Source organism: Clostridium sp. AF23-6LB (assembly GCF_003461085.1).
In the GTDB taxonomy this organism is placed as follows: domain Bacteria; phylum Bacillota; class Clostridia; order Lachnospirales; family Lachnospiraceae; genus Coprococcus; species Coprococcus ammoniilyticus.
In genome coordinates this window covers 856,994-880,160 of record NZ_QTWK01000001.1, presented here as the reverse complement: position 1 = coordinate 880,160, position 23,167 = coordinate 856,994, and the positions used below count along the sequence as shown (strand labels likewise).

At 41.9% G+C, this 23,167-nt stretch carries 19 protein-coding genes and 1 pseudogene; 19 read left to right on the top strand and 1 reads right to left on the bottom strand.

Going from position 1 to position 23,167, the window contains the following annotated elements; translation table 11 throughout:
- Positions 1–10: 10 nt before the first annotated feature.
- From DWY07_RS04055 to DWY07_RS03995, 14 genes and pseudogenes are all read left to right on the top strand, one after another.
- The gene (locus DWY07_RS04055; RefSeq protein ID WP_117808207.1) at positions 11–1,075 is read left to right on the top strand and encodes an FUSC family protein; all 1,065 of its coding nucleotides are present in this window, start codon (positions 11–13) and stop codon (positions 1,073–1,075) included.
- Positions 1,065–1,636 (top strand): annotated as a pseudogene (locus DWY07_RS04050) (CDP-alcohol phosphatidyltransferase family protein). Before DWY07_RS04055 ends, DWY07_RS04050 begins: the two are co-directional and overlap by 11 nt.
- Positions 1,637–1,806: 170 nt before the next feature.
- Complete coding sequence (locus DWY07_RS13170) at positions 1,807–2,010, top strand: hypothetical protein (protein ID WP_008402119.1); 204 nt, start codon at positions 1,807–1,809, stop codon at positions 2,008–2,010.
- 53 nt (positions 2,011–2,063) lie between these two features.
- A complete protein-coding gene (locus tag DWY07_RS04045) occupies positions 2,064–3,077 on the top strand; it encodes a DUF4238 domain-containing protein (RefSeq protein ID WP_117822250.1) in 1,014 nt (337 codons plus the stop codon).
- Between the two features lie 98 nt (positions 3,078–3,175).
- A complete protein-coding gene (locus tag DWY07_RS04040; protein ID WP_347465163.1) occupies positions 3,176–3,886 on the top strand; it encodes a phage tail tape measure protein in 711 nt (236 codons plus the stop codon).
- A gap of 225 nt (positions 3,887–4,111) precedes the next feature.
- Entirely contained in the window at positions 4,112–4,399 is a 288-nt protein-coding gene (locus tag DWY07_RS04035) for a hypothetical protein (RefSeq protein ID WP_021943411.1), read from the top strand.
- Positions 4,400–4,438: 39 nt separating this feature from the next.
- On the top strand, positions 4,439–4,918 hold the full coding sequence (locus DWY07_RS04030) for a GNAT family N-acetyltransferase (protein WP_117808209.1): 480 nt from the start codon (positions 4,439–4,441) through the stop codon (positions 4,916–4,918).
- 95 nt (positions 4,919–5,013) lie between these two features.
- The gene (locus DWY07_RS04025; protein WP_117808210.1) at positions 5,014–5,619 is read left to right on the top strand and encodes a TetR/AcrR family transcriptional regulator; all 606 of its coding nucleotides are present in this window, start codon (positions 5,014–5,016) and stop codon (positions 5,617–5,619) included.
- 94 nt (positions 5,620–5,713) lie between these two features.
- Positions 5,714–7,504: an ABC transporter ATP-binding protein gene (locus DWY07_RS04020; protein ID WP_117808211.1), complete on the top strand. Its 1,791-nt coding sequence runs from the start codon at positions 5,714–5,716 to the stop codon at positions 7,502–7,504.
- Positions 7,501–9,234 (top strand): ABC transporter ATP-binding protein, encoded by a 1,734-nt coding sequence (locus tag DWY07_RS04015; RefSeq protein WP_117822249.1) that lies wholly within the window; start codon positions 7,501–7,503, stop codon positions 9,232–9,234. The genes DWY07_RS04020 and DWY07_RS04015 overlap by 4 nt, the downstream gene beginning before the upstream one ends.
- A gap of 380 nt (positions 9,235–9,614) precedes the next feature.
- Positions 9,615–10,682 (top strand): iron-containing alcohol dehydrogenase family protein, encoded by a 1,068-nt coding sequence (locus tag DWY07_RS04010; RefSeq protein WP_192919814.1) that lies wholly within the window; start codon positions 9,615–9,617, stop codon positions 10,680–10,682.
- 37 nt (positions 10,683–10,719) lie between these two features.
- Complete coding sequence (locus DWY07_RS04005) at positions 10,720–12,063, top strand: acetyl-CoA hydrolase/transferase C-terminal domain-containing protein (protein ID WP_117822248.1); 1,344 nt, start codon at positions 10,720–10,722, stop codon at positions 12,061–12,063.
- Positions 12,064–12,211: 148 nt separating this feature from the next.
- Positions 12,212–14,326: a SulP family inorganic anion transporter gene (locus DWY07_RS04000; protein ID WP_117822247.1), complete on the top strand. Its 2,115-nt coding sequence runs from the start codon at positions 12,212–12,214 to the stop codon at positions 14,324–14,326.
- Between the two features lie 72 nt (positions 14,327–14,398).
- Complete coding sequence (locus tag DWY07_RS03995) at positions 14,399–15,250, top strand: DUF11 domain-containing protein (RefSeq protein ID WP_117808249.1); 852 nt, start codon at positions 14,399–14,401, stop codon at positions 15,248–15,250.
- A 223-nt stretch (positions 15,251–15,473) separates the two neighbouring features.
- On the opposite strand, the gene DWY07_RS03990 is transcribed toward DWY07_RS03995, so the two are convergent.
- Positions 15,474–16,949, bottom strand: a complete 1,476-nt coding sequence (locus tag DWY07_RS03990) for a hypothetical protein (protein WP_117822246.1) — start codon at positions 16,947–16,949, stop codon at positions 15,474–15,476.
- 667 nt (positions 16,950–17,616) lie between these two features.
- Here DWY07_RS03990 and DWY07_RS03985 point away from each other — a divergent pair.
- The 5 genes from DWY07_RS03985 (at position 17,617) to DWY07_RS03965 (ending at position 22,781) form a co-directional block, all read left to right on the top strand.
- On the top strand, positions 17,617–18,681 hold the full coding sequence (locus tag DWY07_RS03985; RefSeq protein ID WP_117822245.1) for an ATP-binding cassette domain-containing protein: 1,065 nt from the start codon (positions 17,617–17,619) through the stop codon (positions 18,679–18,681).
- A complete protein-coding gene (locus DWY07_RS03980; protein WP_008402135.1) occupies positions 18,662–19,324 on the top strand; it encodes a methionine ABC transporter permease in 663 nt (220 codons plus the stop codon). Before DWY07_RS03985 ends, DWY07_RS03980 begins: the two co-directional genes overlap by 20 nt.
- 146 nt (positions 19,325–19,470) lie before the next feature.
- A complete protein-coding gene (locus tag DWY07_RS03975) occupies positions 19,471–20,313 on the top strand; it encodes a MetQ/NlpA family ABC transporter substrate-binding protein (RefSeq protein WP_117822244.1) in 843 nt (280 codons plus the stop codon).
- A gap of 789 nt (positions 20,314–21,102) precedes the next feature.
- Entirely contained in the window at positions 21,103–21,765 is a 663-nt protein-coding gene (locus tag DWY07_RS03970; protein ID WP_117808253.1) for a response regulator transcription factor, read from the top strand.
- Positions 21,762–22,781 (top strand): sensor histidine kinase, encoded by a 1,020-nt coding sequence (locus tag DWY07_RS03965; RefSeq protein WP_117808254.1) that lies wholly within the window; start codon positions 21,762–21,764, stop codon positions 22,779–22,781. The genes DWY07_RS03970 and DWY07_RS03965 overlap by 4 nt, the downstream gene beginning before the upstream one ends.
- The last annotated feature ends 386 nt before the right edge of the window (positions 22,782–23,167 follow it).

Genomic DNA, 23,167 nt, shown 5'->3' with positions numbered 1-23,167 from the left:
GAGGATTTATATGACATTTTATCAGGAGTTGCAGTTAAATCAGGCAGGTTCTAAAAAACTGTTGAAAAAGAGTGAAACACTAAAAGAAAAATTATATCATATGTGGGTATATCTGGTGAAGATAGCTGTTACAATGGCATTTTGTTTTTTCTTTGTTAGTATTTTCAGCACCCTATTTGGAAATGAGAACAGCATTGTAGGTGTAGTAGTCTTATTATGTCTCATGGTGTTTAGAAATGCGGATTTGGGGATCCACACCGGACAATCTACGATGCTTTTGGCTTTGTTCTTTGTAATTATGACTGTATGTCCGCATTTAGCAAATCAGTTTTCACCGGTATTGGGAATGCTGTTAAATATTGCGGCACTGGCTGTGTTGATTCTGTTCGGATGCCATAATCCACTCATGTTTAATCAATCTACATTGGTTCTTGGGTATCTGCTGCTATATGGTTATGATGTTACGGGAAAAAGCTATCAGATGCGATTAGTCGGAATGGCTTTAGGTGCAGCACTTACCTGCTTCGTATTTTATCGAAATCATAAAAACAGAACTTATAAAAGAAATCTGAAAGATCTGATACAAGAATTTGATATCACTTCTTCCAGAACAAAATGGCAGATATGTCAGATTTTATGCGTACCGATTGTCCTTTGCATTGCAGAATTTTGTAATATGCCACGTGCAATGTGGGCTGGTATTGCGGCCATGTCCGTGATTTTGCCGTTTATGGAAGATATGCACTACAGAGTCCGTAAAAGGATTGTCGGAAATATTGCAGGTGTTATATGTTTTACAGTATTATATTTTCTGCTTCCTTCGTCAATCTATGCATATATAGGAATTCTTGGTGGAATCGGTGTAGGATTTTCAGCACAATATGGCTGGCAGGCAGTATTTAACACATTTGGTGCCTTAGCCATTGCTGCAGAGACTTATGGACTACAAGGAGCGGTTAGTCTTAGAGTGATTCAAAATGTTTTTGGTGTTGTGTTTGCTTTAGCATTTTGTGTTATATTTTATTGGTTTATGTCTAAAAAAAAGGAAAGTGAGGTGACCGTACATGCAGAGTGAAGTGAATCAGGAAGAAAATTTGAATAGAATTATTACGGTTCCTAATCTTCTTTCTTTTTTCGGCTTTGTCTGATTCCGGTAATTATATGGAGTTATTGTGTAAAGAAAAATCCTCTGTTAGCTGGTGAAATCTTATTGCTGTCTGGTCTTACGGATCTTGCTGATGGATATATCGCAAGAAGATTCCATAGGATTAGTAATTTAGGAAAAATACTTGATCCGGTGGCTGATAAGCTGACACAGGCAGCGATGTTAATCTGTCTGTTTACTCGTTTTCCGCATGTGCTTCTTTTAATCGTAATAATGGCAGGTAAAGAGTTGTATATGGTAGTCAGTGGATGTCTTGTGATACGAAAGACAGGAAAAGTACATGGTGCAGACTGGCATGGAAAGATAGTAACCTCTTTATTATATGGAACTGCAGCGGTGCATATTATATGGTTCCACATTACACCGATGGTATCAGATCTATTGATTGGTTTGTGCGCTATAATGATGGTCATATCGGTCGCTCTGTATATTATCCAGAATACCAGGACTCTTAAGGGAGAGACTGTATAAGCAATTTTATATTGCAATGACTAGAAAAATATTTAGGAGAAGATAGATATAAACAGTAAGTCAAACACACAAACTATGGAGTCTTTAGTCGGTTTAATAAAATTTTAGATTCTCTATTTACCAGGTTCTTCCACAGCTGATTGAACTCTGGGGACTGAATGTAAAAACGGATGTTGAATCTAAAAAAAGTTCGCCCAACTGAGCGTGAAATGACAACCCCATTGTTTCTGCTTCGATGTGTGCAGTTAGGCTTATCGATGGCAGATCTTGATATGCTGTCGATAGGTCTTATCAATGATATGTATGCAGAGAGCAGAAACGATGATTGCAAATATGCAGAACTAGCAACGCAGGAAGATTTCGACAAGTTTTAATGGTAATAATTATTAATAATATGTTATACTCAAATCAGTAAAGAGGTGATTATATGATTAATAGCCATTTTATTCCTCAACTCATTTTGAGACATTTTTGTGAAGACGAAAAAATCCAGTATTATGATTTGAATTCAGGAAATATAGAGTCCAGGAGTACCAAATCAGTATTTTCCGAAAAAGGGTATTATCCTGAGAATATTGAGAAAGACTTATGTCACAAGATAGAGGTTCAGTTTGCTAATATATTGAACAACAAAATTCTTAAAGAAAACAACAATATTGCTTTAACATCAGAGGACTTATTAACAATAAAGAAGTATTTAATTATTACGACTTTAAGAGTTAAGGATGAAAATATGGAGCATAATCTCTGGTATAAGGCCTTAAAAAGAGATGGATTTATTTTTGAGAATGACCCATTTAAGGATATATTCAGTGGTGATTTCTACGAAAACATGAATAAGATTTTAGAATGTCAGAATAAGGAAGAGTTGGTTAGGATAGCAAATAAAGGCGAGAACATGAATCTTTTTAATTATGTAAAAGATGTTGTTTTTTCGTATAATGTATTTGTAAGAACAAACAATAGTAAAGAGGATTTAATTATTACTGATAGAGGATGGGCTGCATATATGGGGCCCATTGGTGTAAGAAAGATGAACGCACTAATGCAAAGTGGTCGGATTGAAGATGCTATGTTGCTTCAAATGGTATCACCGCAAGATTATGGTATATTTCCTTTATCAAGAAATATGGCAATAATTACAATGAGTCCTGCATATAAACAGCACTTAAAGGGTTCAGGTACAAGGATAATATATCCGCCACATGCCCCAACTTTATCTGCGTGTTTGGGATTTGGGAGTGAAGATACGATAGAACCACCTACAAATAAATTTTTAAAATCTGGTGCGATGGTGTATCAATATAAAATTAAACAGTTAGTAAAAAGAGATGTTATCTTTTTGAATTCATTGTTACTAGATTATGCGAATCAGTTTTTTGGCTATGCAAATGCAGATAAAGTAAGATCAAGTTTGAAGGAAAAGAATATTGATATTTAGTTGAGAGCATCAATCCTTAAGTGGGTTGGTGCTTTTTCTTGCTCGGAGAAATCCGAGCATTTTTATGTCAAAATTTAGGAGAGAGGAGGTGAGAATTCATGGCAAGCCGTATACAAGGAATTATCGTAGAAATTGGTGGTGATACAACCAAATTACAGAATGCCCTTAAAGGTGTGAATGGACAGATCAAGTTCACCCAGTCGAAGCTGAAGGATGTTAACAAACTGCTGAAACTGGATCCGGGCAATACGGAACTTCTGGCACAAAAACATAAACTGCTTGCTGAGGCCGTTGGTGAAACAAAAGAAAAACTGGCAACCTTAAAGATGGCAGCAGAACAGGCAAATACAGCACTTGCCAATGGAGAAATCTCACAGGAACAGTATGATGCCCTTCAAAGGGAAATCGTAGAGACGGAGCAGGATTTGAAGAACCTTGAAACACAGGCAAATCAGTCAGCTATGGCAGTCCAGAAGATAGCCACAGCCGGAGAAAAGTTAAAGACCATAGGAGATAACATTTCCTCTGCCGGACAGAAACTATTACCCGTTACAGCAGGGGTGACTGCTCTTAGAACAGCATCGGTTACTACGGCTGCCAATTTTGAATCTTCCATGTCACAGGTGCAGGCAATAATGGGAATCACAAAAGATTCCATGTCTAAGGTAAACGGACAGTCAGTAAATACAATGGATACACTTTCCAAACTGGCAAAGAAGATGGGTGCAGAAACTGCATTCTCTGCATCAGAGTGTGCAGAGGCTCTTAATTATCTGGCTCTTGTAGGATATGACACACAGCAGATCTAGAAGGTTGGTTAGGTTTCCAACATTGACCTTGTGGTAACTTTGGACAGGAAAAGGAAACATAACAAGTAAAAATATCTGTTAATATAAAGGATAATACAGAATAAATTTAAACAGGTTTTATCGACAATGAAATGTTGGTAGAACCTGTTTTCAGTTTTGAGATGACCTGTGTTATAATGAATATTAATTTATTTATAGTTGCAAAAGAAAAAGGAGATGCATAACATGTGGTCTGTGACCAGAATAGATGAAGCAGATTATGGCTGCGAGGAGCGGATGCCCGGGGAACCGCTTCTGGTGCTGGTAACAATCGAAAGTGACGATGGTAGAATGTGCCGGTTTGAGTGTGCGGAGAACTGGCTCCTGCAACAGGGCATAGATGAGGGTGATGAATGGCCGGAGGATATTGAGCAGGTGGAAGCGGACAGAGAACAAATTGACCGGATGAGCGAGTGGATGAACAAATACTATGAAGCCGTAGAGGAAATGGAAGACCTGTTTGATGCAGAGTGAATAAGTAAACGAAGAAAGACAGAAAAGAGAGGACTTACCATGCAGATAATGAATGCAACAGAAGAAGATAAAGATGAACTGCTGGCTTTATACCATGCGATGATCGGGGGACCATGTGAGTGGAGCGAGACATACCCGGATGAGAACACGATCGCATTTGACCTTAAGAATGAAGACCTGTTTGTGATGAAGAACGATGCAGGAGAGATCATTGCGACGATCTCAATCGACCATGACGATGCCGTGGAGTCACTGACCTGCTGGCATGAAGATCAGGCACCGTCGGGAGAATTGTCCAGACTCTGTGTAAGAAAGGATACGCAGGGACAGGGAATCGCAAAGCAGATGATGAATTATGCCGGTGATGTGTTGAAGAACCGGGGCATGAAAGGAATCCATATTCTGGTTCGGGAAGGCCATGTGGTAGCACTCTCGACATATGCAAAGATCGGATTTAGGACTGTCGGGGAATGTGATCTGTTTGACAAACATTTTATCTGTATGGAGAAGAAATTTTAAAGAAATAAGCTTGACTTTTATAAAATAACAGCGTTATAATAACGCTGTTATTTTATATTGCATATAAATGACGATGAGTGATCAAGGTGTGGTTTATGAGAAAAGAATCAGAAGGTGTAACAGAAAATTTATTGGATAGTGCCAGAAAGGAATTCTTACAATATGGATTCCATGATGCCAGCCTGCGGAGAATATCGGCAGACAGTGGAGTCAGCACGAATTCAATCTATACAAGATTTGGCGACAAGAGTGGCTTATTTACGGCGATTGTAAAAGAAGCCGCAGATGAGTTAATGGCGATTTATTCTGACAGCATAAAGAAAGCAGGAGAAGCGACAGATATCAGTCGGGCGGAGGATGCCGGAGATGAAGGAACGGATCTTGTACTGGAATATATTTACAGACATCAGGAAGAATTCAAACTGATCTTCTGCTGTTCGGCGGGAACAGAATATGAGACATATTTTGACAGGCTTGCGGCAAAGGAAGAATACTATTATAAACAGTTTGCGAAGCAGTTTTCGGATGGAGGACATTCGATAGATGATTTTTTTATCCATGTATATTGCAGGAACGGATGGCAGTATGTGTATGAACTTATCACACATGATAAAAGCTATGAAGAGGCAAAAGAATTTATGGCAAATGTCAGAGCATTTAACTATGCGGGCTGGCAGGCGGTGATCGGAATGAAGTTCTGATAATAGGGACTGCTGCATGAAATACAACATGCACCAGTCCTATAAAAATAAATATAGGTTAGTAAATGCTAACTTTAGTAACAGGAGGTTAACTATGAAAGAAAAGAAACAAAGTGCATTGTCCAGACTCATGGGCATAGCAGGAGGGCATAAGTATTTTACCTATGCGTCCTGTGTTCTTGCGATCCTTTCTGCTTGGATCGCATTGATACCATTTTATGATATCTGGCGTATTATGAAAGAGATCCTTGAGGTTCGGCCGGATTTCGTAGATGCGACACATATCAAAACCTATGGCTGGCAGGCTGTTGGATTTGCTCTGCTTGCAATGGTTATCTATATTGTCGCGCTGATGTGCTCCCATATTACGGCCTTTCGTGTACAGGCAAATATGAGAACCACTATGATGGAGCATATCATGAAGCTGCCGCTTGGCTACGTTGAGAAAGAAGGAACCGGAAAGCTCCGTAAGGTTGTAAATGATTCAAGTGCAGCAACAGAGACTTTCCTCGCACATAACCTTCCGGATAAAGTAGTTTCCGTTGCAACGCCGGTTGGACTGTTAGTGGTGATGTTCGTATTTGACTGGAGACTGGGAATTGCCAGTCTGATTCCTGCGGTTCTGGCATTTATCATGATGGGAACATTGATGATGGGACCAAAGATGGCAGAGGATATGAAGCAGTATCAGAATGCACTTGAGACCATGTCTTCCGAGGCAGTTGAGTATGTAAGAGGTATTCCGGTTGTTAAGACCTTTGGACAGACGGTGTACTCATTCAAGAAGTTCAAAGCGGCAATCGATGATTATGAGAAATGGACGCTTGATTACACCAAGGGGATGATGAAGCCGATGGTGCTGTTTACAATGTCAGCAAATGGAATCTTTGCAGCACTAATCATTGTTGCTTACATTCTGGGTGGTAATCATGTAAGTAATACATTTGTATTAAACCTGATCTTCTATATCCTGATCACTTCGGTTCTTACAACTACACTGATGAAGATTGCCTATGCAGGCGAATCCCAGATGCTGGTGGAGGATGCATTACAGAGAATGGATGATATTCTAAATGCAAAGCCTCTGGTAAATACAGAAAAGCAGGAGATACCAAAGGATGCATCGATCACGATGGAGCATGTTACATTTGCCTATGACGAAGCAAAGAAAAATGCAATTGACGATATATCCATGAAGATTCCGACCGGTGCACATATCGCTTTCGTTGGACCATCCGGTGGTGGTAAGACTACATTGGCATCTCTGGTTGCAAGATTTTGGGATGTAAAGGATGGCAGCATAAAGATCGGTGGTGTGGATGTTAAAAATATTGACACTAAGAAACTGATGGAAGAAGTATCGTATGTATTTCAGGACAGCAAGCTGTTAAAGATCAGCATATTGGAAAATATAAGAATGGGTAGACCGGATGCGACTGACGAAGAAGTTATGCAGGCACTTTCTGCTGCTCAGTGTATGGATATCATAGAGAAGTTCCCGGCGGGGGTACATACGATGATTGGCTCCAAGGGAATCTATGTATCCGGTGGTGAAGCACAGCGGTTATCGATCGCAAGAGCATTTCTTAAAAATGCACCGATCCTGATCCTAGACGAAGCAACAGCATTTGCCGATCCGGATAATGAGCGTCTGGTTCAGAAAGCGTTTGAGAATCTGGCAAAGGACAAGACGGTTATCATGATCGCGCATCGCCTGTCAACCATAACGGATGCGGACTGCATCTATGTGCTGAAGGATGGTAAGATCGCAGAGAACGGAACACATGAGGAACTGTCGGAAAAGAACGGAATCTATACTCATATGTGGAAGGAATATAACAAATCTGTCAACTGGCAGGTAGGAAGGAAAGGTGAAACAGCATGATAGAAAAATTAAAGCACAAATATGCCTTGTCCGAAAAGGGTGCAAATGCTATGGTTCGCGCCTTTGTGGCAGTTACGATCTCCAATTTGGTGCTGATGCTCCCGGTAGGACTGCTGTATCAATTAGCTTCCTACCTGTTGGAGAACCGTGTTCCAAAGGATAAACTGATATTCTTTATTATTGGAATCAGTGTAACTTTATTGTTAATTGTAATATCAACAAGTTTTCAATATAATTCGACTTTCTATTCGACCTACGTAGAGAGTGGAGTCCGTCGCAGAACGCTTGCAGAAAAGCTGAGAAAGCTTCCGCTTTCTTTCTTTGGCAAGAAGGATCTTGCAGATTTGACAAATACAATCATGTCCGACTGTGCATTGATCGAGACAGCAAGCTCACACTGGATTCCTGAGCTTGTAGGCGCATTTATATCTACAACATTGATCGTGATCGGGCTGTTTTTCTTCGACTGGAGAATGGCGCTGGCGGCTGTATGGGTTATGCCGGTAGCATTTGCCATCGTTGGTTATTCAAAGACAGTTATGGGTAAGGTTCATGAGAAGACGATAACCTATAAGCTTGCATGTCTGGACGGGATACAGGAAGGTCTGGAAACGATTCGTGATCTTCGTTCCAATAATATGGCTGATTCTTATATGGAGGGTCTGAATAAAAAGATCAAGGATGTCGAGCATCATGCGATAGTATCCGAATTTGCAAATGCAGCATTTGTCTGCTCCGCACAGATGATCTTAAAGCTTGGTATCGGGACAGTGGCACTTGTTGGAAGTATTCTTCTGGTTGATGGCAAGATCAGTGTACTGACGTTCTTTGCATTTCTGTTGGTTGTAACCAGAATGTATGAGCCGCTTCAGATCTCGCTTCAGAATCTGGCTGCCGTTATCAGTATCAATAAGAACTGTGAGCGTATGGATGAGATCCTGTCTCATGATGAACAGACAGGAAGAGAGAATCCGGATAATAAGGGATATGACATCGTATTTGATCATGTGGCATTCTCCTATAAGGCTGGAGAGCAGGTACTCTCCGATGTCAGCTTTACGGCAAAGCAGGGTGAGGTCACAGCCCTGATCGGACCATCCGGCGGGGGTAAGACAACGGTTTCCAGACTGGCAGCAAGATTCTGGGATAACAATGCCGGTACGATCACAGTCGGCGGCATGAATGTTCTGGAAATTGATCCGGAGCAGTTATTGTCCTTGTATTCGATCGTGTTCCAGGATGTTACATTGTTCAATAATACAATTATGGAGAACATCCGGATCGGTAAAAAGGATGCGACCGATGAAGAAGTTATGGCAGCAGCAAAGCTTGCAAACTGTACAGATTTCATCGAGAAGCTTCCGGATAAATGGGATACCATGATCGGTGAAAACGGTTCCGAGTTGTCCGGTGGCGAACGTCAGAGAATCTCGATCGCAAGAGCGTTCTTAAAGGATGCGCCGATCATTCTGATGGATGAAGCAACTGCATCTCTGGATGTAGATAACGAGTCTGTTATTCAGGAATCTATCTCCAAGCTGATCCGGAATAAGACGGTACTTATCATTGCACATAGAATGCGTACGGTAGATGGCGTTGATAAGATCGTTGTGTTGAAGGATGGCGTAGTTGCGGAGCAGGGAACACCTGCGGATCTGAAAGCCGGGAACGGCATCTACAAGCATATGGTTGACCTCCAGCTGCAGTCTGAGCAGTGGAAATACAATTAAGGTTATGAAAAATTTGGAGCCGGTGGGATATATATATTTATTACGCAGAGCACTTTCGTTCGATTATTACGTAGCGGTACTAAACTCATCACCAGATGGTGATTCGTTAAGGACCGACGTAATAATAGGTCTGCTTCATAAAATATATATCCCTCCGGCTTCAAATTTTTTAGGCGTTAGTTCATCATACCAATCGTTTGTATTTCCACTGCTCTATGTTAGTGTTGGTCTGAATGGAATAAGTTGCAGTTTAGGTTAAAATAGGGTATGTTGAGTATATAATTATGTAGAATATAGAATAGTGCAAAATATAGAGAAATGCAGAAATTTTGAATAAGAGAATGTATAATAAATTACAGGGATTCAGGAGGTTGGCGATTATGGCGAAGATTGATACCAGGGAGATACAGATACCATCGATATTAAAGGTGGAGAAAGATCTGCTCAGACGGATCGGGGGTTATCTTGCAGATGAGGGAATCTACAAGGTTGTGATCCTGTTTGGCAATGGGTTGATCGATATGTTTGGACATACGGTGATGGAGGGTATGTCAGACAGCGGTGTTGAGGTGCTCCAATATATGGAGATGGATACCGTTCGGATCGACGATCTGGTGCAGCTTGCATTTTCATTCCCGAATACTGCACAGGCGGTACTTGGTATCGGAGGCGGTAAGGTGGTTGATGCGGCCAAATATTGTGGCTTCTTAAGAAAACTGCCATTTATCAGTGTGCCGACGTCGGCATCCAGTGATGGATTTTCCAGTGCCAGTGCATCTCTGATCGTGGAGGGACGACGCAAATCCGTACCGGCAGGGATCGCATATGGAATCTTTGCAGATATCGATGTGATAAAGGGGGCACCGGAGGCATTTCTGTTTTCCGGTATCGGTGATATGGTATCGAAGATCACGGCACTTTATGACTGGAATTTTGAAGAAGCACATGGACATGGTTCGGTAAATGACTTTGCGATGATGATATCGAAGAAGGCGGTCAACAGCTTTGTGCGGACACCGTTTAAAGACATTCACGATGAACGGTTTATCAAAGAACTATTAGATTCTCTTGCCATGAGCGGTGTGGCAAATGAGATTGCAGGAGACAGTGCGCCGACCAGTGGAAGTGAGCATCTGATATCACATGCATTGGATCAGATGTTGGAACGTCCGCAGCTTCATGGTATTCAGGTCGGAGTTGCAACATACCTGATGAGTGTTGTTCAGGATCACAGATATGAGCGGATCAATACGGTATTTACAGATACAGGATTCTGGGATTATGTGAAGACAGTCGGCATGAAGCGGGAAGATTTCATTCGTGCGATCGAAAAAGCACCGGCTATAAAACCATTCCGGTATACCTATCTTCACGAAGAACAGTACCGAAAGAAAGCGATAGAAGTATTGCAGTCAGACACGAAGCTGTCAGAGGTTTTACAGGCATAATTTGTGTCAGGGACGGATAAGCGAAGGAGGGAACAGTATGACATACGAACATTTTTTAGAGGAATACAGACGAAAACTCCGCACACCAGAGGAAGCGGTTTCCGTTGTAAAAGATGGTGACTGGGTGGATTATACCTGTTCACTTGGAAAGCCGGAGATCCTGGATCGGGCATTGGCGAAACGTAGAGACGAGCTGTTTGATGTTAAGATCCGTGGTAATCTGATCTCAGGGCCGATCGCAGTTGCAGAATGTGATGAGAGTCAGGAGCATTTTACTTATCACAGCTGGCATTGTTCAGCATATGAGCGGTCGTTATGTGATCGTGGACTCTGTTATTATATTCCGATGGTATTTCATAATAATGCAGCATATTATGAGTATTTTCTTAAGGTAAATGTTGTTATGCTCAGTGTGTCACCGATGGATCGGCATGGATATTTTAATTATTCGGTCAATACCGGAGTGGCAGCACCGATCGTGCGTGCGGCAGATATCGTGATCGTAGAGATCAATGAGAATCTTCCGAAGGTTCGCGGCGGTTATGATGAGTGTATCCATATTTCGGATATTGATTATATCGTGGAAGGAGAGCATGAACCGTATCCGGATATGCTGATGCCAGAGCCGACTGCAGTTGATCGTAAGATTGCGGAACTGATCATTCCTTATATTGTGGATGGAGCAACCCTGCAGATCGGTATTGGAAGTATGCCGAATGCACTGGGTGATATCATTGCGGAGTCTGATCTGAAGGATCTTGGTATGCATACGGAGCTTTGCAGCGATGCATATCTGAAAATGTATCTGGCGGGAAAACTCACGAACAAATACAAGCAGATCGATCGCGGAAAAGGAGTATTTGGTTGTGCGGTCGGAAGCAAGAGCCTATATGATTGGATTGACGATAATCCGGGAGTTGCGGCATATCCGTTAGAGTACGTGAATCGTCCCGGAGTGATCGGTGAGATTGATAACATGGTTTCTATCAATAGCTGTGTTGCTGTTGATCTGTATGGTCAGGTGGCAGCGGAGAGTGCAGGTGTCAGACAGATATCCGGAACCGGTGGACAGCTGGATTTCCTCGTTGGTGCATCTGCATCTAAGGGAGGTAAAGCATTTATCTGCATGAGTTCTGTGTACAAGGACAGTAAAGGGGTGGTTCATTCAAGAATTCATCCACAGTTTAATGGAGATATCGTTACTTCTCCAAGAAGTCAGGTTTATTTTCTGGCAACGGAATATGGGGTTGTGAATCTGGAAGGCCGTTCAACATGGGAGCGGGCAGAGGCTCTGGTATCGATTGCACACCCTGATTTCAGAGATGAATTGATCAGGGAAGCAGAAGCGAGAAAGATTTGGCGGAGATCCAATCGGAGATAGACAATGGATGGTGCAATTGATATATGTCATATATCAGATGGTTGATAACAGGGGGCTGAATAGAAGAAAGGCAAAGATAATGGTTGTGCATAGCTCCACTTTTCTTTTATAATTGCAGTATAAGAATATACAGATATAAGAGGCAGAGATGAAGATAACATTAGCGGCTACATTACGTCATTATGATAAGAAAAATTTCATAAAGGATCTTCTTGCAGGTATTATTATCATGGCAGTATCCATTCCGATCTCCATGGGATATGCGCAGATTGCCGGACTTCCTGCGGTCTATGGACTGTATGGTTCGGTATTTCCGATCTTGATATTTGCTCTGGCCTCGACATCGCCTCAGTTTACTTTTGGAGTGGATGCAGCTCCGGCAGCCCTTATTGGGTCGGCATTGTTAAGCCTTCATATAGAGAGTGGATCAGAGGAGGCGATGGCGGTTGTTCCGGTACTGACCTTCTTTGTGGCATTGTGGCTTCTGGCGTTTTATATTATGAAAGCAGGAAAACTGGTCAACTATATATCGGCACCGGTTATGGGCGGATTCATTACCGGAATCTGTACGACTATTATACTAATGCAGGTACCGAAGCTGATGGGAGGATCGGCAGGAACCGGAGAGTTTTTTGAGCTGACAGAACATATTATAAAGACAGCCAAAGATATCAATTGGCAGTCGGTGGTACTGGGACTTGCGGCTCTTGTGCTATTGCTGGTATGTAAGAAGCTGATCCCAAAATTCCCGATGGCGGTTCTTTTGATGATAGCCGGGGCAGGCATGACATATCTGCTTCCTATAGAGGACTGGGGTGTGCAGACACTTGCATCTGTTGATACCGGACTCCCACACTGGGCGGTTCCGGATTTTAGTGTGATATCGATTCGCGAGGCTGTAACGATCAGCCTGTCGGTAGCAGTCGTTATAATGGCAGAGACACTTCTGGCGGAGAATAATTTTGCGCAGAAGAATGGTTACCGGATCAATGATAACCAGGAGATTCTGGCATTTTCAATGGGAAATTTCCTTGCGGCATTTACCGGCTGTTGTCCGATCAATGGCTCGGTATCAAGAACGGCAATGGGAGAACAGTATCAGGCAAAGACACAGCTTACCGGTATCATAGCAGGTCTTTCCATGATCGTTGTTCTGGTCTGTGCGACCGGATTTATCGGTTATCTTCCGGTTCCTGTGCTTACAGCTATTGTGATATCAGCGTTGCTTGGAGCAACGGAATTTGATCTTGCGGCAAGACTCTTTAAAGTCAGCCGTACAGAATGCCTGATCTTTTTCGGGGCATTCTTTGGTGTGCTGTTACTTGGCACGATCAACGGTGTATTGATCGGTATTCTTCTTTCCTTTACAGAGATGATCATACGGACAGCCAAGCCTGCAAGATGTTTCCTTGGAATCCAGCCGGGGCATAAGCATTTCCGGGATCTGAAGGAGAGCAGCCAGATCCATGCAATCTCCGGTGTACTGATCTATCGGTTCAGCAGCAATCTGTTCTTTGCGAATATACAGATCCTCCAGAGAGATATTGAAGATCATATCACGCCTGAGACAAAGGCGGTTATCATAGATGCCAGTGGAATCGGCAGTATCGATATAACAGCGGCTGACAGGATCGCCATGTTATATCAGTCGTTAAAGGATAAGGGAATCCGTTTCTACATGACAGAGCATATCGCAGATGTGAATGAACAGCTGCGTAAGTTGGGACTTGGTTATCTGATTGAGGAAGGCTGTGTCAGACGAACAGTACATATTGCCTTAAAGGATATGGGAATTAAGCGACCATATCCATTAGAGGGGGATGTAGACAATCAGCCGAGAAGTGCGTCCAGAAAGCGTGCAGATAACAGGGTTCAGGAATTTGTCTGGGCGTTTGGAGCGGAGAGTGAAGATGAGATAGAGAAGCAGATCAGACTTCAGATCGAGCATTTGAAACAGACCGGAGATGTTGATGAGCTTTTGCATGGAAGCTGGTCACATATGGAAGCTATGGATGAGGATGAGTGGTTAGAGCATCTGGAAGAGCATCTGAAGGAGATCGTTCATATATCAGGTAAGGAAGAGGAAACGATTGCCAGACGCTTCGAGGAGCATCGTAGAGAGATCCATGACCGTATTGCAAAGGAACATCCGGAGCTTGCGGAGAAGTTTAAAGAACGAAGACATTTGCTGGATGAGCATTTGAAAGAAAAACATCCTGAGGTTTATGAGTTGGTCGTAAAACTCCGGGAGAAAGATAATTAATAAAAATAACAAAATAAAAATTCTGTCATATATCGTACTATACCTGAATATAAGAAAGGAAGAGAGCAATTTATGGCACAGTTTACAAATCAGGCACAGCTTCGCTATGGTAATTCCATAGCAAATTCCAATATAGCAGTCGGAGAACTGCTGGAGGTACTGTCAGCAAGTAAGACCGCAGTCAGAAAGACATATGGTCAGAATGATACAGTGACATATGTTATCACGATCGTAAATGCAGGAGCCACAGCACTTAGCGGTATCACGATCACAGATAATCTGGGAGCATATACATTCGGGGAGGGAACGCTGGTTCCACTCACATATATTGCAGATACTGTAAAATATTATGTGAATGGTGTTCTTCAGACTGCACCTGTTGTAACAGGAGCACCATCGCTTGTAATCTCGGGGCTTACAGTTCCTGCAAATGGAGATATTACAGTTGTATATGAGGCAGAGGTGAATGCATTGGCACCGATGGATGCAGCAGGAACGATCACAAATACAGCAGTTGTGACAGGTGGTGGCATTACTCCAATCACGGTAACAGAGACAATCGGTACAGAGAGTGAACCTATCCTTACGATCACAAAGTCGGTAAGTCCGGTTCCTGTAACAGAGAACGGAACACTGACCTATACATTCCTGATCCAGAATGCAGGAAGTGCACCGGCAGATATCGGAACCGATGCGGTGATAGTGGATACCTTTAATCCGCTTTTGTCAAACCTTGCAGTATCCTTTAATGGAACGGCATGGGCAGAGACAACAAACTATACCTATGATGAGACAACAGGAGTGTTTACAACGATTGCGGGTCAGATCACAGTCCCGGCTGCAACCTATACACAGAATCCGGTTACCGGTGTATGGACGGCGGATCCCGGTGTCAGCACATTGGTTGTAAAAGGCACGATCTAGGGATTTTCTATATGCAGAATTGTGCAGAGCAGACAGACGAAGTCTGTAGTGACATTATATAATAATCTGGTAAGACTACAAAGGCGGCTGCTTCTTTGACTTGTAAGAAGCAGCCGCCTGTCTATAAATTACCCCTCATATGAATAAAGTGAACATCAAATGATGTAGCTATAAAAACAATTAAATATTATCATGCTGATGTGTAAAAAACCAGAAGTGGCATTTATAAAGTTGAATCTGCCACTCTGCTTTGATTTTCAGAAATCAGCTTTTGTATCTCATTTCTGACAACGGTATTATCTAAAACATAATCTTCAAAATCTACCGAGTGAAAGGTATAGGTTAATGCCTGTATAATATCCGGATCAGACACACAAATGATAAAATCTAGTTCTTTATTTGGAACAAGCAGGGCATACTGATCCGTATATAAAAGAAATGCCCAGTTATCCGATACCGGAATTTTTTCGGTATCAAGGACAAAGAGGTTCCGGTCAAGCCGTGCTTTTAACTGTTCCAGAGCATTGATAATATCCGGCGTATCTGCTTCCACATAGAAACCGGATTCGGAAATCACATGATTCCTTGCAAATTCCCGGATGCCGTCCAATGTGATGCCCTCACTGGCATTCATTTGCTGCATGAAATGAAAATGCTGTTTTAGGGTTTCCGTGAATTCTTCCGGAACATATTTATCAACCAGATCGTCCGTTACCATCAGGCAGGCACCGGGATGCTTCTGGATAAAGATCACTTCTTCTGCAGGAATGGATCTTGCCTGAAACTGTGGAAGCTCCTTCTGGCTGAAGCTGGACAGAAATGGTTCCGCATGGTCAAATACGGAAACGAATTCTTCCCGCATTAATCTGATAAGGCTTGAATCGGTCAACAAGCAACCTTTGTTGGCATCGGCATTTAGCAGGAGACAGGCATCATCCGTTATGATATAGAAAGGAAAAAGTACACCGGAGTTCTTGCTGACTTTTTGTTCATTGGAATAATAGTAAATGTTATAGGTGATGTTGGTTTCTTTTGTAAGAATTGATTCTAACAGAGTAGCAAATCCGTCCAGTTTTTCAGTGATGTCATCCGGTTTCTTTGTTTGAAAATGCAGTATCTGGGAAATTGCTGCATTTTGAAATTTTCCAGAAGCGATAAGTGAGCGAATGCTGGAAAACAGTTTGATCCGTGATGACAGGTCGAACGGAAGTGATACCTGTAAATGATTGTTTTCTTTTTTGCTGGCGTGTATTAAGAATTTAGTCAGACCACAGATGATCTCATCCGTGGAGTGATAAAGTATAGTTCCTGTGGCAGCCTGTGACTGATCTGTATCAATCGGATTATCAGGTAGTTTATTTTGTAATTCCTGTGAGCAGGAAGGTGTCTGGTTGTTAGATGCATTGGCGTCTATATATGGAGAACCGATCACCCTCAGACATTTCTCTGTGAATTTTAGGTAATGATAATTGGTCTCACCCAGCCGTTCCAGATAAAAGGCATCATATAAAGCCATCTCATCGGCAGCAGATATATCAAGCTGGCGGATAATACTTGTAATCTGATCTTTTGTGGGAATACGTTTGCCGCTCAAGATCTGATAGAAGCTTGAACGGTCGATCCCGGTTTCATTGATCAGAGAATTTTTCGTTACGGATTGCGAATCGATGATTGAATTTAATAATGAATGAAATGACATGCAGTTATACCGGCAATAACTTTAGATTAGTAAAACATGGAAGTAAATATGTAATGTTAAGCCGATCTTCCTCCTAACAATAGTATTTACATCTGTATAGTTTAACTGAAAACGTAATATGTGTCAACATCATTGCGTATAACAAGAGAAGACAAGTGTAGTTTTCTACTGATTCAACAAGAACTGGGAGTATAAATCATACTGCATATTTGTTGGCTATAAGAAAAACTTATAGCCAGTCAAATATATATCCTATAACTTAAATAGGATATAATGGTTGACAACCGGAAAAACGGACGCTATAATCATGAAACATGAAAGGAACAAAACAGATAAAACATATCAACATAGTATGAAAAGTTCCTGAGAATAAATCACAGAGAATTTACAAGGAGGATAAGCATATGGGCTCAGAAAGAATCATGACAACTGCAAAGAACAATATGTGTTGCTGCCGGATGATGTGTGATTGTATGGCGTTTATTTCATATGCTTTGAACACCTGATTTGTTAGATATATAGTATTGTTTATCATATAACAAAGGGCAGTTGTCATAAGCATATGATGACTGCCTTTTGTTATGCGGCAGCATGGTATCTATTACATGGATAAAGTGGAAGACTGTCTGATTTATAATAGGAAAAGAACTTGAAAGGGGAGAACAATATGGCAATTATTCAGATTGAGCATGTGTCGAAGACGTTTCAGACCAAAGACGGAACGATTGATGCTTTAAAGGATGTATCACTGAATATTGAAGCCGGCGACATTTATGGAATCATCGGAATGTCCGGTGCAGGAAAAAGTACCCTGGTACGATGTATCAATCATATAGAAGTACCGACATCGGGAACGGTTGTGGTACAGGATAAGGAGCTTGGTGGTCTGTCAGATAAAGAGCTTCGTAAACAGAGAGAACATATCGGTATGATCTTCCAGCATTTTAATCTGCTGATGCAGAAATCGGTTCTTGATAATGTATGTTTTCCACTGTTCATTCAGGGAAAATCAAAGACAGAGGCGAGAAAAAAGGCATATGAGCTGTTAGAGATCGTTGGTTTGCGGGATCGTGCAAAAGCATATCCTTCACAGTTGTCCGGTGGACAGAAGCAGAGAGTTGCGATCGCAAGAGCACTTGCATCCGATCCACAGATCCTGCTTTGTGATGAGGCAACCAGTGCACTTGATCCACAGACAACATCGTCGATTCTGGAACTGTTAAAGGATATCAACCAGAGATTTGGAATTACGATCGTTGTGATCACTCACCAGATGGCGGTTGTCCGAGAGATCTGTAATCAGGTAGCGATCATGAAGGATGGTCAGGTCGTTGAGCATGGTAGAACGATTGATATCTTTAATCATCCAAAGTCCGAAGTAGCCAGAGAACTGTTACAGAAGGACGAAGGAAATGCTACAGAGCCGAAGACGTTAAAAACGGCTGACCGCATAAAGAATGGAACCAGAATCCGAATCGTATACACGGAGAATTCAGCATTTGAACCGGTAATTGCAAATATGATCCTGACATTTAAGGAGCCGGTCAATATCTTAAAAGCAGCGACAAAGAATGTCGGAGGAGTGGCGAAGGGTGAAATGATACTTGAGCTTCCGAAGGGTTCAACAAATGTTGCAGCGATGGAAAAGTACCTGAAAGAACGGGGACTGGAGCTTGAAGAATTAAGTGACAATGTGAATGGAGGTGAGGAACATGTGGACGGAACAAATTAGAGAAATGATCTTAAATGGTATCTTAGAGACACTTTATATGACAGTTGTTTCTACATTGTTTGGATATGTATTCGGACTTCCGATGGGCGTGCTCCTCTGTATCAGCGATAAAGACGGACTGAAACCGCATCCGGTTTTGTATAAGATTCTTGATTTTATCGCAAATATCGTTCGAAGCGTACCATTCCTGATCCTGTTGATCTTATTGATCCCATTTACCAGATTTCTTCTTGGTAAGAGTTACGGATCGACAGCAACGATCGTACCGCTTACGGTAGCAGCTATTCCGTTTATCGCAAGAATGGTAGAGTCATCCTTGAAGGAAGTTGACAACGGAGTTGTTGAGGCTGCCCGCGCGATGGGTGCTGGAACGATGCGGATCATCCTTCGTGTGCTCCTTGTAGAAGCAAGAACATCGCTGATCACCGGAGCAACGATCGCGATCGGAACCATCCTTGGTTATTCTGCGATGGCAGGTGCAGTCGGAGGTGGTGGACTTGGTGATATCGCAGTCCGCTATGGATATTACAGATACCAGACAGATATCATGATCGTGACAGTTATCTTACTGATCGTGATCGTTCAGATCTTCCAGTCAGTCGGAATGCTGATCGCAAACCGATTAGACCGGAGAAAATCATAATCAGATAAACCCTGACCATGACAGCCGGATCAGTACCGGAACGTTATTGGCGGTTTACAAACAGATGTCAGGAAAGTGCACACCGGGCATCCGATATATAAAAATGAAAATAAAAAAGGAAAAATAAAGAAAGAGAGGAATCTTCCATGAAAAAGACATTTAAGAAATTATTAGCACTTACATTAACAGGCGTATTAGTAGCAGGAGCCCTTTCAGGCTGCGGCAAGAAAGAAGATAAAGACAGCAAAACAAATTCAAAGACAATTACGATTGCAGCATCTGCAACACCACATGCTGAGATTCTTGAATATGCAAAGACAGCATTAAAGGAAAAAGGATATGATCTTCAGGTTACAGTATTTGATGATTATGTAAAGCCAAATGAAGTTGTAGAAAGCGGCGAGTTCGATGCAAACTACTTCCAGCATGTTCCATATCTTGAGAGCTTCAATGAAGAAAAAGGTACACACCTTGTAGTTGCAGGCAAGATCCACTATGAGCCATTCGGTATCTATCCGGGTACAAAGAAAAGCTTAGACGAGATCGCTGACGGTGATTCTATCGCAGTTCCGAATGATACAACAAATGAAGCAAGAGCCCTTCTGTTATTACAGGACAACGGAATCATCAAGTTAAGGGATGGCGCAGGTATCAATGCAACTGTTAATGATATCGAAGAAAACCCACACAATGTAGAAATCGTTGAACTTGAGGCAGCACAGGTTGCCAGAGTTGTAAACGAGACAGCGTATGTCGTTTTAAATGGTAACTATGCACTTGCAGCAGGCTTCTCAGTAGGAAAAGATGCTCTTGCATATGAGCAGAATGATTCAGAAGCAGCTAAGACCTATGTAAACGTTATTGCTGTTAAGGAAGGCAACGAAAACAACGAAGCAATCAAGGCACTCGTAGACGTATTAAAGTCTGACGATGTAAAGAACTACATCAAAGAAACTTACGATGGAGCAGTTCTTCCTTACGAAGAGTAAGCCGCTCGCATCCCGTAATAAAATACCCTGAGATAGATATGGTGAAAAACTCATTTCGTATTCTATAAAGTTCGTGCACTGATTTGTCAGCAGTCGCCCTAACTCACCCTGACGGGTTCAGACAAGGGCTTGGTGCTGACAGTTAGCACAAACTTTATCACGAATACTACATGAATGTTTTTCACCATATCTGTTTCAGGGCTTTTTTATTACGGGATGCTAGTTGCATTTCAGCCATGTGAGCTGAATAGAATATGTGATGTTTCCTTCTTAGCTGCCTAATGGCTTTTTTGTATCATAAATTGTTGTGCTACATTTCTACTTCCTGTAAGGAAGAGCTGCAGTTAGTAATAATAGACATAGGCAAAGCTTTACGGTGTTAGTTGGTATATACTTTAGAGCACAGACTTTAAGGAATGTATTTGCGATATTCACTTCAATTTCGTGGTTGTGAGATGCTGGTCCGTTGGTCTTTCTTGCGAGAAACAGAAAACTATAATAACAATACAAACAAGAAAAAGGAATTAGGCAAATAAGAAGAAAAATGTTCATAGTATTTTGTAATGAATTTTTCTCTTATTGCTCTAATGGCTTTTTATAGTTTGGATTGTTAATAGTAATTATTCCTCGCAAAAAAGACCAACGGGCTAGCATCTTGTAATAAAATACCCTGAAACAAATATGGTGAAAAATTTTGGGGGTATGCTATAATGATGCCGACAGGCAGCTGGGCAGTGTGGCTGCCTGTTGGGTAAATATAGGCGATAAAAGGAGCCGGTAGAGAGCGTTATGAAAAAGATTTTTATTGTGGAAGATGATAAGAGCATATGCATGGAGCTTGTTGAGATTTTGGAGAACGAAGGCTATGCAGCATCCTATCTGACTGATTTTGAACATTCAAAAGAGAAGATTCTGGCAGCGAGGGCAGATCTGATTTTGATGGATATTAATATTCCGGGCATAAATGGCAGAAATCTGTTAAAGGAGATTCGGAAGGAATCGGATATCCCGGTTATCATGGTGACTAGTCGTACATCAGAGATGGACGAGGTTCTGTCGATGAGCTATGGGGCAGATGATTTTATCACGAAGCCGTATAATCCGACGATCCTGTTGCTGCGGATCGCAGCAGTGCTGAAACGGATGGAGGGAAGCCAGAATGCAGCATCCTATCGTGGAGCAGAGGTGAATTTCAGCAAAGGGACAATCCGGCTTGGTGAGAAAGAACAGGTACTGACGAAGAATGAGATGATCATTTTCCAACGGCTGTTAAGCAGTAAGGACAAGATCGTATCCAGAGATGAGATCATGACAGATCTCTGGGATAATGAAGAATATGTAAATGATAATGCACTTACGGTTAATATCAGCAGGCTTCGGACAAAGCTTGCGGAGCTTGGACTGCCGGATGCGATCGAGACAAGAAAGAAACAGGGGTATCGTCTGATATGAGAATTTGGGAATATATAAAAGATAAAGCGGGTATTCTGATCGGTTATCTGTTATTTATAGCGATCATGTTAATTGCTTTTCGTGCGATGCGGACACCAGGGGAGCTGACGGTGATCTTTCTTGTGCTGACAGTTTTGCTTCTGGTAACTGTCATATTAACAGACTATATAAAACGCAGACATTTCTATAATTCCCTTTATGCACATATGGAGCAGTTGGATCAGAAATATCTGGTCATGGATACGTTAGAGGAGCCGGGTTTCTATGAGGGAAAGCTGGTCTATGAGGCGTTATATGAGATCAACAAATCCATGACAGAGCATGTGAAGGAGTACCGGCAGAGTGTAGATGATTTCAAGGATTTTATCGAAATATGGGTGCATGAGATCAAACTGCCGATTGCAAGTCTGGTATTGATGTGTCACAATAATCAGGATAAGATACCGAAGAAATACGAAGATCAGGTGAACCGTCTGGATGCATATGCCGATCAGGTGCTGTATTATGTCCGGGCAGAGCATGCGAGCAAAGATTATCGGTTTGATTCAGTACGAATCAAGTCGGTTGTGAATAAAGTGGCGTTGAAGAATAAAGATATGTTGCTGGAGAGTGACATTTGTCTGGATGTGCATGACGTTGATGTCAGCGTTACGACAGATGCCAAATGGCTGGAATTCATGATAAACCAGATCATGAGCAACAGCATCAAATATATGAAGCCGGGTGAGAATCGGCAGATCCAGATCTGGACGACAAAAGCAGGTGATGATATCACACTCCATATCAGAGATAATGGAATCGGAATTTCCGAAGCAGACCTTCCTCGCGTTTGCGAAAAATCGTTCACCGGTGAGAACGGACGCCGTTTTGCCAAGTCAACAGGTATGGGCTTATATATCGTAAAAGGTCTGTGCGACCAGCTAGGACATCATCTTACGATCACTTCCAAAGAAAATATCGGAACAGACGTCGCTGTAACCTTTGGCGGAAACGACTATTATCTGGTGGATGAATAAAACTATACTTTACCATGTGCCCCTTATCTGACAGACAGATAAAGAATGCCCAATGTCTTAACCTTACAAAACTGTAACCTTCTGTAACATAAGAAAAACGACACTCTCCCTTGAAAACGATATACTCACACTTGTAAACAGGAGATGAGGTGTTGACAGGATCAACAGCTCTTAACTCAGTTATTAATAGAAAATGGTGTGTGGGTAAATCGTTTTAGTATTTCGTGGATGTTTTTATGGGGCTGTTGTTCTGACAGTGAGCAATACCTAAAATCCATAGAGCAGCCGACTGAGTGTTCTGCTATCCTGTGCCATGTCGTCGGAGCAATGGTCACAAAAAACATGTAAGTGTTACCTGAACGATTTAGTCACACACCGAATAGCAA

Excerpts from the sequence above, each read along its gene's own strand:
- DWY07_RS04055 (WP_117808207.1), top strand. The coding sequence starts at position 11 with ATGACATTTTATCAGGAGTTGCAGTTAAATCAGGCAGGTTCTAAAAAA.
- DWY07_RS04010 (WP_192919814.1), top strand. The coding sequence starts at position 9,615 with ATGGCGAAGATTGATACCAGGGAGATACAGATACCATCGATATTAAAG.
- DWY07_RS03970 (WP_117808253.1), top strand. The coding sequence starts at position 21,103 with ATGAAAAAGATTTTTATTGTGGAAGATGATAAGAGCATATGCATGGAG.
- DWY07_RS04015 (WP_117822249.1), top strand. The coding sequence starts at position 7,501 with ATGATAGAAAAATTAAAGCACAAATATGCCTTGTCCGAAAAGGGTGCA.
- DWY07_RS03980 (WP_008402135.1), top strand. The coding sequence starts at position 18,662 with ATGTGGACGGAACAAATTAGAGAAATGATCTTAAATGGTATCTTAGAG.
- DWY07_RS04000 (WP_117822247.1), top strand. The coding sequence starts at position 12,212 with ATGAAGATAACATTAGCGGCTACATTACGTCATTATGATAAGAAAAAT.
- DWY07_RS04030 (WP_117808209.1), top strand. The coding sequence starts at position 4,439 with ATGCAGATAATGAATGCAACAGAAGAAGATAAAGATGAACTGCTGGCT.
- DWY07_RS04020 (WP_117808211.1), top strand. The coding sequence starts at position 5,714 with ATGAAAGAAAAGAAACAAAGTGCATTGTCCAGACTCATGGGCATAGCA.
- DWY07_RS03975 (WP_117822244.1), top strand. The coding sequence starts at position 19,471 with ATGAAAAAGACATTTAAGAAATTATTAGCACTTACATTAACAGGCGTA.
- DWY07_RS04005 (WP_117822248.1), top strand. The coding sequence starts at position 10,720 with ATGACATACGAACATTTTTTAGAGGAATACAGACGAAAACTCCGCACA.
- DWY07_RS13170 (WP_008402119.1), top strand. The coding sequence starts at position 1,807 with ATGTTGAATCTAAAAAAAGTTCGCCCAACTGAGCGTGAAATGACAACC.
- DWY07_RS04040 (WP_347465163.1), top strand. The coding sequence starts at position 3,176 with ATGGCAAGCCGTATACAAGGAATTATCGTAGAAATTGGTGGTGATACA.
- DWY07_RS04025 (WP_117808210.1), top strand. The coding sequence starts at position 5,014 with ATGAGAAAAGAATCAGAAGGTGTAACAGAAAATTTATTGGATAGTGCC.
- DWY07_RS03965 (WP_117808254.1), top strand. The coding sequence starts at position 21,762 with ATGAGAATTTGGGAATATATAAAAGATAAAGCGGGTATTCTGATCGGT.
- DWY07_RS04035 (WP_021943411.1), top strand. The coding sequence starts at position 4,112 with ATGTGGTCTGTGACCAGAATAGATGAAGCAGATTATGGCTGCGAGGAG.
- DWY07_RS04045 (WP_117822250.1), top strand. The coding sequence starts at position 2,064 with ATGATTAATAGCCATTTTATTCCTCAACTCATTTTGAGACATTTTTGT.
- DWY07_RS03990 (WP_117822246.1), bottom strand. The coding sequence starts at position 16,949 with ATGTCATTTCATTCATTATTAAATTCAATCATCGATTCGCAATCCGTA.
- DWY07_RS03995 (WP_117808249.1), top strand. The coding sequence starts at position 14,399 with ATGGCACAGTTTACAAATCAGGCACAGCTTCGCTATGGTAATTCCATA.
- DWY07_RS03985 (WP_117822245.1), top strand. The coding sequence starts at position 17,617 with ATGGCAATTATTCAGATTGAGCATGTGTCGAAGACGTTTCAGACCAAA.